The following is a 13,934-nucleotide window of genomic DNA, read 5'->3' on the forward strand; positions in this document are numbered from 1 at the left end:
TCAGGCCGCTTCGGCGGCCGTCGTCGCTCCGGCCGCATCCGCGGGCTTGCCGAAGCGCTGGCGCCATGCGTGCTGCGCCCGGTCCACGAGTTGGGCCGCGCTGCCCTGAGGCGTCCGCGCGCCCGTCATCGAGGCGAGGGTCAGGGCCTCGGTGCCGAACCGGCCCTTGAACCCCTCGTCGCCGCAGAGGAAATCCACCGTGTGAAGCCCGTGGTCGATCGACCACATGATGTAGTCCATCATCAGCACCATGCCGGGCGAGGCGCGTTCCACCTCCGGATCGTAGGTGGTGACGAAGGCCATCATCGCGCCGGCCTGGACGAAGTTGATCGACACCGCCACGACGGCGCCGCCGCATTCCAACACGAAGGCGTGCAGCAGCCCGGCCTCGGCCAGAACCTCCACCATCGCGGGCAGCGCCCGGGAACCCGCGTCGTAGAAGGACGTGGAGGCGAGGCCATGGCGCTGGAGCCAAGCCCGCTTGAAGGTAGTCAGCCGGTCGAGCACCGGCCCGAGGGGCTCCTCCGGCCCGAGCCGGCGGAAGGCGAGGGGGCCGCGTTCACGCAGGGCCTTCTGGCCGCGCCGGTAATTCTGCCGGGTCTTCTTCGATTGTGCGTCGAACCACGCCTGGCCCGTCGTCCAGGGGCCGCGCACCCGCCAGTTCGCCTCGTCCCGGTGGTTCAGGCGCAGCCGCACCCCGCCCCCGTCCGGCTGGAGCAGCGTCCGCGCGGCGGCATCCGGCAGAAGGCGGTTGAGGTAGGCGAGATCGAAGCCGCCGACCTGACCGGCATGGCGCCACATCCGCCGGACGAGGGCGTGGTCCGTCCGGTCGGCGAGCAGCGCATCACCGAAATCGGAGCAGTCCTTGGCGGCCCATTCGAGCACCCGGAAGCCCCTCCGGCGCACGGTCGCGAGCGGCAGCACGCCCACGAGGTCCTCGCCCCGCCATGCCAGCACGATGGCGAGCGCCCGGCGCTCCCGGTCTGGCGCGCTCCCCCACCACGCGGAGACCCAGGCGTGGCTCTGGAAGATCAGGGCGCCGCTCTTCGCCCACAGGGCCGTCCAGGCGGGACCTATTGCCGCCAACCGCTCTGCCGTGGGAATCGTCTCGAACCGTTCCGTCGCCATGGTCAGGCCCCCGGCCGGGGTTGGGACGGCACGCCGCGCAGGCGCCGGACCTGCCGCGCGATCCGCCGGCCCATCTTCTTCAGCGGCAGCAGGTAGAGCCCCGACAAGGACTGGTAATCGGCGACATCCCGGTCGACGAGGCCGAACTTGAAGTCCTCGTTCGGCTTCGGGACGCAGAGGGTCCCGAACAGCCGGTCCCAGAACGAGAACAACAGGCCGAAATTCTTGTCGTAATGCTCCGGCGCCGTGGAATGGTGGAGCTGGTGCCAGTGCGGGCACAGGATGATCGTGTTGAGCCGACCGAACGAGATCTTGAAATGTGTGTGCCGCACGAAGTCCATCATCAGGATGTTGCGCATGATGTAGACGTTGATGCCGAACACGGTCAGCTCGACGGGGTTCAGGGCCAGCAGGCTCCAGATCCCGAAGCAGATCCCGGGGATCACGCCGTCCCAGACGCGATTCATCAGCTCGTCGAGGGGATGAACCCGATCCTTGGTGATCCCGACCATCACCTCGGCCGAGTGGTGGACCTTATGGAGTTCCCACAGGAACGGGTAGCGGTGCTGGGCCGTGTGGTAGAGGTAGTAGGACAGGTCGTAGGCCAGCAGCATCGTGGCGGTGAACACCACCACGGTCACGGGCCCGGGGTCGCCGAAGATCGGTTGCTCGATGCCGAACAGCGTGCCCAGCACCCGGTTGGTGGCGTAGCCGACCGCGACCACGAAGGTCACCCCCGCCGGGATCAGCAGGAACGGCATGATCGCCTTGCGGGTGACGTAGAATAGCAGGTCCGCCCGGGCGGAGGGATGGGTCATCACCTCCCGGGGGAGCGCGAACTCGAAGAACTCGGCGAACGAGTATTTCTCCGCCGTGCGCAGGTAGGCGATCAGGGCGCAGATCAGCGCGGTCGCGAACAGCAGTCCGGCGGCGAGCAGGTTCTCGCCCGAGAGCTTCGCGGCGATCCGCTGAATGAAGTCGGCGACATCCATGTCTACGCGTTCCCTCCGGCCGATCGAGCCCGATCGTCAAGCGCGCCGTTCAGCGCGCCGTTCAGCGCGCGGTTCAGCGATTGTCGGGTCACGGCCAGTTCCCGTGGCGCGCTCCACACGGAGTGCGTAGCTCGTGGACTATTCTGCCGTGCAGACCGTCTGTCGGATATTGGTCTCGATTGCGGACTTCTGCTTTGTACACCATGCGGCGCAGTCTCCGATCCGGTTCCGACACTGATGCCTGCGCGCATCCGGATTCAGCCGTGCGAAACCGCGGGACGTCCCCGCTCGCGCGCCCGCTGCAAGGGCGCCCGCACGGCCGCGGCGATGCCGTCAGCCGCGGACGCCTCCGAGAACAGCGTCTCGTAGCGCACCCGGGCCGCTTGGCCGAAGCCCCGCCAGGCTGCCGGATCGACGAGCATATCGGCGAGGGCCCGCGTGATCGGCTCGGGGCCGCCGGGCGGGACGATCCAGCCCGTCCGCCCGTGCTCGACGACCTCCGGGAGGCCGCCGATCGCCGTCACGAGCGGCGGAACGCCGTACGCCATGGCCTCGATCGCCACCCGGCCGAGGGATTCGGGGCGCTGGGACGGCATGGTCACCACATCGGCCCAGCGATAGAGCGGCGCCGGATCGGCCACGAAGGGTTCGAGGCTGACCTGTTCCGCGAGGCCGGCGGCGACGATTCGGCCCGCCAGGGCGCGCTCGCGCGCGTCGTCTTCGAAGGCGCTGCCGACGATGCGCAGTTCGATCCGCCGCCGCAGCGCTTCTGGCAGGGCGGCCACGGCTTCGATCAGCACGTCCTGGCCCTTGATCCGGCTGATGCGCCCGAGCATCAGCACCCGGAGCGGGCGGCTGCCGTCGTACCCGCCCCGGTTCGGCGCGGCCGGGCCGGCGATGCCGTTGTAGACCACCCGGGCGTTGGCCCGCGCCGGCAGCGCGTAGGCGCGGGCTGTGGCGTGCGAGTTGAACACCACGTCGGCGCCGCTCCAGCGGATCAACCCGCGCAGGACCTTCAGCACGGCCCCTTCCGGGATCTCGTGGATGTGGACGATGCTGCGGCCGGGCAGGAGGCGCGCGGCGAGCAGGTAATCGGCCACCACGGTCGTGTTGATGTAGACGAGGTCGCTCGCGCGGATCCGCCGGAGTGCACGCAGCACCGCGAGGGGCAGGGCGATCGACGCGACGGTGAGGCGGCGTCCCAGACCCTTGCGCCGGAGGATCCACAGCGGCTCGATCACGACGCGGCTGGCGAAGGGGCGCAGGGCCGGCACGATCGGCCCGTGCCGCGGCAGGACCACGTCGATCCGCGCGGCCGGATAGGCGGCGCGAAGGGTCCGCACCGTCTCGATGAAGCAGCGGTCGGATCCGTAGAGCTCGAAACCCTGATGCACGCAGGTGATAATCATCGCCCGATCCGGCGTGCCGCAAGATCCGGGCTCTACCGAGGCGTCGTGTCCGTTGGTCAATGCAGCACGAAGAGCCTGCAATATCAGTCCCTCAACCGTGAGATTAATAGTGAGTGAATTGGAAAACCAAAGGTTGATAACCTGCCGGCCCACTTGGCTGTCAATCCCTCTTACAATATAAACGGCGTAATTGGAAGGAAGGACAATGCCGGATCGGGTGCCCGCGGTGCTTATTCTAGGAACGCGCGGAATTCCGGCCGCTCATGGCGGGTTCGAGACTTTTGCGGAGCGCTTCGCCCGTTATCTGGCCGTCCGGGGCTGGTGCGTCGGGGTGTATTGCCAGCGGGAGGTCGACCGGGTCGGCACGCGGATCTCGTCGCAGGTTTGGAACGGCATCGAACGGATCACCGTGGAAGTCGCGCTGAAGGGCCCCGCTGCGACCCTGGCGTTCGACGCCATCTGTGCCCGCGACGCGGCCAGGCGCGGCGGCGTCTGCCTCGTGCTCGGCTACAACGGTGCGGCCTTCCTGCCGTTCCTGCGTATCAGCGGCGCCCGGATCCTGACCAACATGGACGGGATCGAATGGCGCCGCCCGAAATGGTCGTTCCCGATCCGGGCCTATTTCTACGTGAGCGAATGGATCGCCGCGTGGTCCTCGCACCGGCTCGTCGCCGACCATCCGGCCATCGCCGATCATCTGGCCACCCGGCGCTCGCGGCGGGCGATCGTGACCATCCCGTACGGCGGCGACCCGCCGCCCGCCGAGGTCGGCCCGCCGCCGCTGGGGCTGGAGGCCGGCCGCTATCTCGTTTCGATCGCCCGCATCGAGCCCGACAACAACATCCTGACGCTCGTCGAGGCGTTCTCGCGTCGGTACCGCGGTGTCCGGCTCGTGGTCCTCGGCACCATGAGCGTCCACAACCGCTATCATCGCGCCGTCGAGGCGGCCGCCTCGGCCGAGGTCCTGTTCCCCGGCGCCATCTACGAGCCCGATCAGGTGCAGGCCCTGCGGGTCCATGCGCTGGCCTATCTCCATGGTCACACGGTGGGCGGCACCAACCCGTCGCTGGTGGAGGCGCTGTGGGCGGGCAATGCCGTGATCGCCCACGACAACCCGTTCAACCGGGGAACCGCCGGCGATGAGCAGTTCTACTTCGACGACGTCGCCTCCTGTGCCGCCGCGATCGAGCGCGTGCTGACGGACGCGGATGCGGTCGAGGGGGCCCGCGCGGCGGCCCGGCGGCGCGCCGAGAATTTCCGGTGGGGCGACGTGCTGGCGACCTACGAGGACGAGGTCCGGCAACTCGGCGGCTATCCCCCGGCGGAACGCGTCAAGGCGCCGACGGGCGAACCCGTCGGGGCCACGGCCGGGGCGGAATGGTAAGGCCCAGTCGGCGGAGGCTGCTCGCGGGCGGCCTTGCCGCGATGGGGGCGGGGGCGCTTCCGGCCCGGAGCGCGGCCGAGCCGATCGCGCTGCGCCGGGGCATCGCGCTCTGGCCCTGGTTCTCGCTCACCACCGAGTATCCGGCACCGCGCACCGATTACGCCTGGCCGCCGTTCCAGGCGGACCGGCCCGTGCCGACCCGCGCCGACCTGATGCGGCTCTCCGCCCTCGGCTTCGACTTCGCGCGCCTGCCCCTCGATCCCGGCCCCTTCGTGGCCTTCACGGGCGCGCGCCGGACCGAACTCCTCGCGAGCCTAGGGGCCGCGATCGACATGGTGCTGGCGGCCGGCCTGCGCGTCCTCCTCAACGTCCAGGCCAATGCCGCGACCCACCACTACACGCCGGACGCCTTCTACGGCACCGAGCGGGCGCCGCTGTTCCCGGCCTACCGGGACCTCGTCGGCGAACTCGCCCGCCTGTGCGCCCGGAAGGGGGTGGACCGCGTGGCGCTGGAGCCGGTCAACGAGCCGCCGCAGGCCTGCGGTGCCGGCGCGTGGACCCGCGTGCAGGATGGGCTCCTGACCGCGGCCCGGTCCGCTGCGCCGGCCTTGACCCTGGTGGCGACGGGCTCGTGCGGCAGCCTCGTTGCCGGCCTGACGGCCCTCGATCCGGCGCCGCTCGCGCGATTCGCACCCCTGCTCTACACCTTCCACTTCTATGAGCCGTACCTGTTCTCCCATCAGGGCGCGACCTGGCTCACCGAGGAGCCGTTCTATCGCTGGCTCAACGCGGTGCCTTGGCCGGGGACGCGGGCGCGCATGCCGGAGACGCTGGAGGCGATCCGGGCTCGCATGGCGGCCGACGGGTCGGTGCCCCAGGCCGAGAAGGCCCGCGATCGCGCGGTGATCGCGGCCAAGCTGCGCGAGTACGGCGAGGCCGAGCCCGGGCCCGCCTACCTCGCCGCCGCCATGGCGCCGGTCGCGACCTGGGCCGACCTCTACGGGATCCCGCGCCAGAGGGTGCTGATGGGCGAGTTCGGGGCCCTGCGCACCGATGCCCGCTACACGGCCGCACGGTCCGCCGACCGGGCCGCCTATCTCCGCGACGTGCGGCTGACGGCCGAACGGGCGGGCTTCCCGTGGTCGTTCTGGAACCTGTTCGACGGTCTGGGCCTCATGGACGACGCCCATGCGGTCGATCCGGCCGTGGCGGCGGCTTTGGGCCTGAAGGTGACGCCGTAGGCGACTCTCAGGCTGTGCGCCCGCGGATCGGCGCCTGCGGAAACAGGACGATCAGCATCAGGGCGAACTTCGCCAGCAGCGTGGTCTTGCCCGCCAGCCCCTCGAAGGTGTTGACGAGGATCACGAAGGCGAGGATCGGCAGCCAGACCCCGCGGCGACAGGTGCGCGCGACCTCAGCGAGGTAGAGGCCCACCGCCACCACCAGGAGGGTGGTCATCAGGATGCCCTGGTAGAGCAGGGTCGAGAGGATCGAGTTCTCGATGCCCCATTCCAGCCCGTAGATCCGCCGCAGGGTGGTGACGTGCAGGAGATCCGGGGCCAGCAGCAGCTCCCGGAACGGGATCGCGTCGAAGACCGCCAGCATGTCGACCCGGGCCTGCGCGCTCCCGCCGTCCGAGGTGAACCGGTCCAGCAGCGTGTCGAAGAAGCCGATCGCGGCCAGGACCGCCACGGCGACCGGTACCAGGGTCAGCGCGAAGCAGGCGCAGGCCGCGCCGATCAGCGGAATCCGCCCGCGCCGCAGGACGCCGCCGAGGGCGACGAGGCCGACCGCACCGCCGAGGACGAGGGTGACGATGGTGGCGGAGCGGCCGCCGAACGTCACCAGGGCGACGAGCTGCAGGGCGATCATCCCCGCGCGCTGGGCCGGCCCGAGCCGTCCGCCGCCCGCGGCGAGCGCCAGGATGTAGCAGGCGGTGACGGTCGCATTGCTGAGCGGATGGCCCTGCAGGGCCGCCGAGCGCGTGTCCCAGGCGAAATCCGCGCCGTCGAGGCGGAACGGGAAGAAGCGCTGGCCGCTGGCAAGCTCGTAGAGGCCGAGCAGCGCATTGGCGAGCATGACGAGGTGGAACACGACCGCGATCCGCTCGAGGGTCGCGGCATCGCGGTCCATGAGCAGGATCGGCAGGAGACCCGCCAGCACGAAGGTGTCGATCGAGCCGGCGAGCCCGGTCCCGCCGCGGGCCGCGATCAGGGCGAGGAGCATGACGCCGCAGACGGCGAGCAGCACGCTGGCGGGCCGGTGGTTCAGGGCCTGCGCCACCGGAATCACCGGATTGCCGGCGCGCAGCAGCGTCCAGCCGAACAGCGCGACCGCGAGATAGGTTGCCGGATGGATCTTCGAGGCGGCCGAACCGGTCAGCCCGTCATAGTTGAGCCCGAACACCCACAGCAGGCCCCCCGAGACGCCGATGAGGATCGCCGCCCAGAGGACGTAGACGAGGGACTCGGCCCAGGACAGCACACCCCGCGCCGGCAAGCTGCGGGTCGCAACGAGGCGCGGATTGGGCTCGGCCCGCGCGATCCTCACGCCCGCCGCCGCGTCAGGAGCAGGGAGCCCGAGATCGGCCGGCCCAGTGCCTCGGAGGTGTCGACGAGGTCGATCAGGTCGCGCTGGCGGGTCGCGCCGTTGCAGGCGACCATCAGCACCCGATCGGCCGCATTCGCCAGGGGCCCCAAGCGCAGGTTCTCGCTGAGGACGCCGCCATCCACGATCACCAGCTCGAACCGGGCCTTCACGCCGGCCACGAACCGCTCGATGTTGTCGACCGTCAGGGCATCGCGGATCGACTTGCGCGTGTCGCCGAGCCCGATCCGGCGTGCGCCGGATTTGGGATCGGTCTCGGTCACCGCGTTGAGGCTCTGCTCGCCGCGCAGCACGTCGAGGAGGCCGCCCGCGCTCGATCCCTCACCGCGCAGATCCGCGTCCACGAGCAGGACCCGGTCGCCCCGCCCGACCGCCACCGCGGCCAGCAGCCCGATCACGGCCCGGCGCTGCAGCTCGTCCGACTCGCCCGAGGTTACCATCAGCACCATCGAGCGCCCGCGGCTGCCCGTGGTCGCGGCGAGGTGATCGAGCGTGACGCTCGCGGCCGCCGCGTTGGCGCCCCGCGGCCGCAGGCCCGGCAGAATCGCCACGACCGGCGCGTTCGAGATCCGCTCCAGCTGGCGCGGCGACAGCACCGTGGGCGCGAGATATTCCCGCATCAGCGCCAGCCCGGCGCCGATGCCCAGCCCACCGAACAGGGACGCGGCGACGAGGATGAGCCGCGGCGGCCAGCTCGGATCCTCCGGCGGACGGGCCGCCGTGATGATCCGCGCGTTCGAGCTGTCGATGCTGGTCTGCTCCTTGATCTCCCGGGCCCGGACCAGGAAGCTGTTGTAGACCGAGCGCGCGGCCTCGACCTCGCGCTCCAGTTCGCGCTGCTGCACCGAGGATTGAGAGTTGACCGCCGCCTGCTGCCGGAGGCGCCCGAGCTCGGCGGACAGCGTCCGCTCGTTGGCCTGGGCGCGGTGGGCCTCGGTCTCGGCGGCCCCCGCGATGCGGTTGAGTTCGGCGTCGATCAGGCGGCGGACATCCTGCATCTGGGTGCGCACGGCGGCAATGAACGGATGGCGCTCGCCGAGATTGGTGCGCAGATCCGCCTCCTTGGCGGCGAGTTCGGCATACTGGCCGCGCAGGCGATCGACCGCCGCGGACTGGACCGCCTCCGGCATCGCGCCGGCGCCGACCGCCCGGCCGCGGGCATCCCGAATCCCCTGAAGGCGGGCCTGCGCGTCGGCGGTCCGGGCCTGGGCCGCCACCAGCCGGGTGTTCAGGTCGGTCAGCTGCTGCTCGTTGACGAGGCGGCCGCTGGCGGTGATCAGGCCGTTGCGGGCCTTGTAGTCCTCGAGCTTCTTGTCGGCGGCGTTCACCGCGTTGCGCAGCTCGTCGAGCCGGCCCCGCAGATCGCCCGCCGCGCGCCGGGCGGCCTCGGCCCGCGCCTCGGTCTGGTCCGTCAGGTAGGCGGTGGCGATGGCGTTGACGATCCGCGCCGAGAGGTCGGGATCCTCGGTGGTGACGATCACGTCGATCACGAAGACCTTGTCGGCGCGCTTCACCGCGAGCCTGCGCCGGAGCTGGGCGAGGGCGCGGCCCTGCGCGTCGACCCTCCGTTCGGGCCGCGGCCCGGTCACGAGTTCCCGCAGGGTGGACGCGGCCTGGGTGAACCACCGGGTCCGGGGCACGCCGAAGCCCGGCTCGGTCTCAAGCCCGGTCTGGGCCACGGCCCGGCCCAGCACCGCGTCGGACTCGATCACCTTCACTTGGCTCTCGACCTGCGCGATGCCGCCATCCGGCGAGAGGGTGCCCGGGTTCACGTCGTTGGAGACCACCTGCCGGTCACGCGGATCGACCAGGATCTGGGCGGTCGCCGTGTACAGGGACGGGGTGAGCAGGGCATAGGCCAGGGTTAGGAGGGCGAGCAGCAGGGCGGTCCCGAACACGAGCCGCTTGCGCCGCCAGAGGATGCGCCACAGGTCGCCGGCCTCGGCGCTCGTCTCCGGCCGGGCGGGCCGCTCGGGCAGGGCCGGCTGCACCGGTGCCAGCCAGGTCGCGACGGCGAGGTTAGGGTCGATCCGTGTCACGATCGGTCACCGTCGTCTCAATCTAGGCCAAACCCGCGCGGGTCACTCCCGTGCCTGCAAGAGTCGCGCATGTCGGTGATAAGCTGCCGAAACTGACGTTGTCCCAACAAGACGTATCCATTACTGGCATTCTGGTAAATACCCCGCGCAACTCCGAATGATGTTTACCGTATGATCACTCCCGTTACGGTTGGGAATTGGGCCGGAGCGGTCCGCTGAGCGACACAGGACCGCGCTGAATGGGGATGTCCTGACCGATGCATGTGCGCGTTCGTCTCGACGGTGCCAAGCCGCTGCGCTGGCACGCGGCCCTGTTGCGGCGAATCGGCGATAGTCCAGGCGTCGCTACGGTCAGCATCGACGACGCGCCGGGGCCCGGGACGTGGCCGCATACGGCCGATCTGCTGTTTCGGCTCGAAGCGCTCGTTCATCGGCTGCCCCGCCTCGGAACGGTGCCGATTCTTGGCGCCGAACTCGCGCGCTGGCGCCAGCCCGGCACCCGACCGGACATCGTCCTCGATCTCTGTGGCGATGTCCCGTCCGGCCCCGGCACGTGGCACCTCGCCTATGACGGCCGGTCCGGCGCGGACGCGCTGCTGGCGAGCCTGCTGGCGGGCGCTGTGCCACATCTCACCCTCGTGGAGAACGGCGTGATCCGCGCCGCCGGTCGCCTCGGCGCCGACCGGCCCGGGATCGTGCTGGCGTGTTTCGAGGACGCCCTTGCCCGAACGATCACGCTGATCGCCGCGGCCCTGCGCGACCGGATCGCCGGACGTGGCGGGGCTGGGGGCGTCGGACGCGCACCGCTGGAGCATCGGACGACCCTGACGGTTCGGCGCCTCGGGGCGCGGGCCGGGCGCATGCTCGCCGCTGCCTCGATCCACCGCCTGTACCGCCTCTGCTACAACGCCCCGCATTGGCGCTGCGGCTGGCGCCCCCTCGTCGGGCCGGATCTCATCGATCTGAAGCGCCACCCCGAGACCGGCTGGACTGTCCTGCCCGATGACGGCCGGCGCTTTTATGCCGATCCCTTTCCGATCGCCGTCGCGGGGCAGACGCATCTTTTCGTGGAGGATTATCCGCACGCCACCGGCAAGGCGATCATCTCGGCGGTGCGCTTCGGGCCGGATGGGCCCGAGGGCCCGCCCGTGCCGGTGCTGGAGGAGGCGCATCATCTCTCCTACCCGTTCGTCTTCGAGCGGGAGGGCTCCGTCTGGATGGTGCCGGAGAGTTCCGCCGCCGGCACCGTCGATCTCTACCGCGCCACGCGCTTCCCCGGCGGATGGGTCAAGGAGGCGACGCTCCTCTCCGGTGTGGTGGCGAGCGACGCGACCCTGGTCGAGCACCACGGCCGCTGGTGGATCTTCGCCACGGTGCGCGATGCCGGGCTCGACGCACCGGCCGGGGCGGGCTCCTTCCACGACGCGCTCCACCTCTGGTCGGCGCCCGATTTTCGCGGCCCCTACACGCCGCACCCGGCCAACCCCGTGCTGGTCGATCCGTCGCTCGCGCGGCCGGCGGGCCGGATCGTGGCCCGGGGCGGCCGGCTGATCCGCCCGATCCAGGATTGCGCCACGGGCTACGGCCGCGCCCTGATGCTCGCCCGGATCGACCGCCTCGACCGGGAGGGATACGCCCAGACCGTGATCGGCCGGATCGAGCCGGGCCCCGCCTGGCCCGGCAATCGGCTGCATACCCTGAACGCGGGCGGCGGGATCGAGTGCATCGACGGGGCCGGGCGTGCCCCGCGCTACAGGTCGTTCATCGGCCGCGCGCACCGAGCCGGCCCGGAGCGGGCAACGCCGTGAGGGACGTCGGTCAGTAGCGCGTCTTCTGCGGCAGCTTGCGATACTCGTTCCACACCGTCTGGGCTTCCGAACGCAACATCTGGGAAATCGGGGCGCGCCGGGACGCTTAGGGGAGCTTGAGATCTTCGCCGATGTTCTGATCGTCGAAAAGATCGGCGTAGTCGCTCCAGGAAGCGGCGAAATAGATCTTGTCGAGCCGCGCCCAGTAGGCGGTCGAATAGCACATGGGGCAGGGCTCGCAGCTCGTATACATGGTCGCGCCCTTCAGGCTGGGCGCCTCGACCTTCCTGCAGGCGATCCGGATGGCGTTGACCTCGGCATGGGCCGACGGATCGTTGTCCTTCAGAACGCTGTTGCCGGAGGCGGCCAGGATTTCGTCGCCCCGCATGACGACCGCGCCGAACGGTCCGCCGCTCTTATCGACGACCCCCGCCTTCCGCATCAGCGTGATCGCCTCGCTCATGGCGCGACGGTCCGCCTCGGTGGCCTTCACCTGGGGGACCTGCGTCTCAGCTGCGGCCGGGCCGACCGACAGTCCCGCGGTCGCCGCCATCGTCATCGTGGCGGCCGTTAGAAAATCACGCCGATGTACGATAGATCCCGTAAGAACAGTTCCATCATGATGCGTGCAAGTCTTCGCGTTACCCGACATTGAAGATTGACATCGCCGACGAAACTGGCTTGATTCGGTACAATCAAGCCGGAGGTGACTACGCCACGCGTGTGAAAGATACGCAACCCAATCCGGATTTTCCGGTGAATGTCTTGTGTCGGCACTCGTGTGGCCGGATGTCGATTGTGCCGGTGTCGCGCAGACGCGCGTGCCGCGTATCGGCCCCGGCGGTCGTGCCGGTCCGCGGCGGATGATTTTCGAGGGCGTAGAGCCCTGGCGAGATCGCTTCGAAGTCGCTACATGGTGACGGCGGGGCTGCAGAGTTCGTCAGGAGCACTATCCCCGGGGCCTTATCGACTCCCTCGGGAGCTGTCCCTGGCCTCGTCCCTGGACCTGGCCAACACGGCGCCCACCTACGCTGTAGGTTTCCCGGGATCGATCCTCCAACGGCTCACGTGGCTCCGCACTCGCCTTCTTCCGATACGACCGACGCGGCGCGCAAACAGGCGTTGCGCCGTGCGGCCCTGGCGGCCCGTGACGCGCTCGGAATGGACGCGCGGACAACCGCTTCGGCGGCGATCGCCCGTTCGCTCCTCACCCTCCCCGAACTCATGAAGGCCCGTCTCGTCGGGGCCTTCTGGCCGATCCGCAGCGAGGTCGATCCCCGCCCGGCCGCCGAGGGACTGCTGGCCCGCGGCCAGGCCGTCGCCCTGCCGCATGTCACCCAGGACGGACTCGTGTTCCGGGAGTGGCGCGCCGGGGACACGCTGATCGCCGGCAGCTTCGGCCTGAGCGAGCCCGACCCGTCCCTGCCGCCCGTGGAGCCCGACGCGCTGATCGTGCCCCTCGCCGCCTTCGACCGGACCGGCCAGCGGATCGGCTACGGGCGCGGCTACTATGACGGCGCGATCGAGCGCCTGTCCCGCAGCCGCCCGCTGTTCACCGTCGGCATCGGCTTCGCCGTGCAGGCGGTGGACCACGTGCCGGCCGAGCCGCACGACCGACCCCTCGATTGCGTGATCACCGAGGCGGGCCTGATCCGCTTCGACAGGACGGCCTGACCGATGCGTCTGCTTTTCCTCGGCGATGTCGTCGGCCGCTCGGGCCGCTCCGTGGTCTGCGATCACCTGCCCCGCCTGCGGGAACGCTGGCGGCTCGACTGCGTGGTGGTGAACGGCGAGAACGCGGCCGGCGGCTTTGGCATCTCCGAGTCGATCTGCGACGAGCTGATCCAGGCCGGCGCCGACGCGGTGACGCTCGGCAACCACAGTTTCGATCAGCGCGAGGCGCTGGTCTTCATCGCCCGGCAGCCGCGCCTGGTGCGCCCGGCCAATTACCCGCCCGGCACCCCCGGACGGGGCGCCACGGTGGTGGAGACGCAAGGGGGCGCCCGCGTCCTCGTGGTCAACGTGATGGGCCGGGTCTTCCTCGACGCGATGGACGACCCCTTTGCGGCGGTCGAGCGGGAACTCATGGCCTGCCCCCTGGGGGCCGCCGCCGACGCCGTGGTGGTGGATGTTCACGCCGAGGCGACCAGCGAGAAGCAGGCCTTCGGCCACTACCTCGACGGCCGGGCGAGCCTCGTGGTCGGGACCCACACCCATACGCCGACGGCCGATCACCGGATTCTGCCCGGGGGCACCGCCTACATGTCGGATGCCGGCATGTGCGGCGATTACGACTCGGTGATCGGCATGCAGAAGGACGAGCCGATCCGCCGGATGATCCAGAAGACGCCGGGCTCCCGCTGGGAGGTCGCCACCGGCGAGGGCACGCTGAGCGGCATCGCGGTCGAGATCGACGCGCGGGGGCTCGCCACCCGGGTGGCGGCCCTCCGCCTGGGGCCGCATCTGGAGGCGAGCGCGCCGCAGTTCTGGGATTAGGATTGGTCCCGATGGCGCCCCAAGCAGAGGGCCGCGGGTCACGACCCGTTCACGCCATGACGCGACTGCGT

Annotated in this window: 11 protein-coding genes and 1 other RNA gene; 6 read left to right on the forward strand and 6 right to left on the reverse strand. The window is 70.4% G+C overall.

The genetic code is table 11. The annotated features are described in order from the left end of the window. The 3 genes from AAHG09_RS10735 to AAHG09_RS10745 form a co-directional block, all read right to left on the reverse strand. On the reverse strand, positions 1–1,128 hold the full coding sequence (locus tag AAHG09_RS10735) for a GNAT family N-acetyltransferase (RefSeq protein WP_342107074.1): 1,128 nt from the start codon (positions 1,126–1,128) through the stop codon (positions 1–3). Positions 1,129–1,130: 2 nt separating this feature from the next. Beyond that, entirely contained in the window at positions 1,131–2,120 is a 990-nt protein-coding gene (locus AAHG09_RS10740) for a sterol desaturase family protein (RefSeq protein ID WP_342107076.1), read from the reverse strand. A 257-nt stretch (positions 2,121–2,377) separates the two neighbouring features. Beyond that, the gene (locus AAHG09_RS10745; protein WP_342107077.1) at positions 2,378–3,529 is read right to left on the reverse strand and encodes a glycosyltransferase family 4 protein; all 1,152 of its coding nucleotides are present in this window, start codon (positions 3,527–3,529) and stop codon (positions 2,378–2,380) included. 205 nt (positions 3,530–3,734) lie between these two features. Here AAHG09_RS10745 and AAHG09_RS10750 point away from each other — a divergent pair, with 205 nt between their 5' ends. Beyond that, complete coding sequence (locus AAHG09_RS10750; protein WP_342107078.1) at positions 3,735–4,913, forward strand: DUF1972 domain-containing protein; 1,179 nt, start codon at positions 3,735–3,737, stop codon at positions 4,911–4,913. Beyond that, the gene (locus tag AAHG09_RS10755) at positions 4,907–6,154 is read left to right on the forward strand and encodes a glycoside hydrolase family 5 protein (protein ID WP_342107079.1); all 1,248 of its coding nucleotides are present in this window, start codon (positions 4,907–4,909) and stop codon (positions 6,152–6,154) included. The genes AAHG09_RS10750 and AAHG09_RS10755 overlap by 7 nt, the downstream gene beginning before the upstream one ends. A 7-nt stretch (positions 6,155–6,161) precedes the next feature. On the opposite strand, the gene AAHG09_RS10760 is transcribed toward AAHG09_RS10755, so the two are convergent. Together AAHG09_RS10760 and AAHG09_RS10765 are read right to left on the reverse strand one after the other, a co-directional pair. Continuing rightward, positions 6,162–7,463, reverse strand: coding sequence for a VpsF family polysaccharide biosynthesis protein (locus AAHG09_RS10760; RefSeq protein WP_412760015.1), 1,302 nt, complete (start codon positions 7,461–7,463; stop codon positions 6,162–6,164). Next, positions 7,460–9,559 carry a GumC family protein gene (locus AAHG09_RS10765; RefSeq protein ID WP_342107080.1) on the reverse strand — a complete coding sequence of 700 codons (2,100 nt, stop codon included), beginning with the start codon at positions 9,557–9,559 and terminating at the stop codon, positions 7,460–7,462. The genes AAHG09_RS10760 and AAHG09_RS10765 overlap by 4 nt, the downstream gene beginning before the upstream one ends. Positions 9,560–9,816: 257 nt before the next feature. Here AAHG09_RS10765 and AAHG09_RS10770 point away from each other — a divergent pair, with 257 nt between their 5' ends. Next, positions 9,817–11,367: a glucosamine inositolphosphorylceramide transferase family protein gene (locus AAHG09_RS10770; protein WP_342107082.1), complete on the forward strand. Its 1,551-nt coding sequence runs from the start codon at positions 9,817–9,819 to the stop codon at positions 11,365–11,367. 106 nt (positions 11,368–11,473) lie between these two features. On the opposite strand, the gene AAHG09_RS10775 is transcribed toward AAHG09_RS10770, so the two are convergent. After that, the gene (locus AAHG09_RS10775; RefSeq protein WP_342107084.1) at positions 11,474–11,920 is read right to left on the reverse strand and encodes a nucleoside deaminase; all 447 of its coding nucleotides are present in this window, start codon (positions 11,918–11,920) and stop codon (positions 11,474–11,476) included. A gap of 369 nt (positions 11,921–12,289) precedes the next feature. Here AAHG09_RS10775 and ssrS point away from each other — a divergent pair. From ssrS to AAHG09_RS10790, 3 genes are all read left to right on the forward strand, one after another. Further along, positions 12,290–12,446: non-coding RNA, 6S RNA (gene ssrS / locus AAHG09_RS10780), on the forward strand. Then, complete coding sequence (locus tag AAHG09_RS10785) at positions 12,436–13,041, forward strand: 5-formyltetrahydrofolate cyclo-ligase (RefSeq protein ID WP_342107086.1); 606 nt, start codon at positions 12,436–12,438, stop codon at positions 13,039–13,041. The genes ssrS and AAHG09_RS10785 overlap by 11 nt, the downstream gene beginning before the upstream one ends. Before the next feature lie 3 nt (positions 13,042–13,044). Next, a complete protein-coding gene (locus AAHG09_RS10790) occupies positions 13,045–13,863 on the forward strand; it encodes a TIGR00282 family metallophosphoesterase (RefSeq protein WP_342107087.1) in 819 nt (272 codons plus the stop codon). Positions 13,864–13,934: the final 71 nt, after the last annotated feature.

Origin of the sequence: Methylobacterium guangdongense (assembly GCF_038442355.1) — a bacterium.
Lineage (GTDB): Bacteria > Pseudomonadota > Alphaproteobacteria > Rhizobiales > Beijerinckiaceae > Methylobacterium > Methylobacterium guangdongense.

Coding starts and splice junctions, on each gene's coding strand:
- AAHG09_RS10735 (WP_342107074.1), bottom strand. CDS start 1,128: ATGGCGACGGAACGGTTCGAGACGATTCCCACGGCAGAGCGGTTGGCG.
- AAHG09_RS10740 (WP_342107076.1), bottom strand. CDS start 2,120: ATGGATGTCGCCGACTTCATTCAGCGGATCGCCGCGAAGCTCTCGGGC.
- AAHG09_RS10745 (WP_342107077.1), bottom strand. CDS start 3,529: ATGATTATCACCTGCGTGCATCAGGGTTTCGAGCTCTACGGATCCGAC.
- AAHG09_RS10750 (WP_342107078.1), top strand. CDS start 3,735: ATGCCGGATCGGGTGCCCGCGGTGCTTATTCTAGGAACGCGCGGAATT.
- AAHG09_RS10755 (WP_342107079.1), top strand. CDS start 4,907: ATGGTAAGGCCCAGTCGGCGGAGGCTGCTCGCGGGCGGCCTTGCCGCG.
- AAHG09_RS10770 (WP_342107082.1), top strand. CDS start 9,817: ATGCATGTGCGCGTTCGTCTCGACGGTGCCAAGCCGCTGCGCTGGCAC.
- AAHG09_RS10775 (WP_342107084.1), bottom strand. CDS start 11,920: ATGGCGGCGACCGCGGGACTGTCGGTCGGCCCGGCCGCAGCTGAGACG.
- AAHG09_RS10790 (WP_342107087.1), top strand. CDS start 13,045: ATGCGTCTGCTTTTCCTCGGCGATGTCGTCGGCCGCTCGGGCCGCTCC.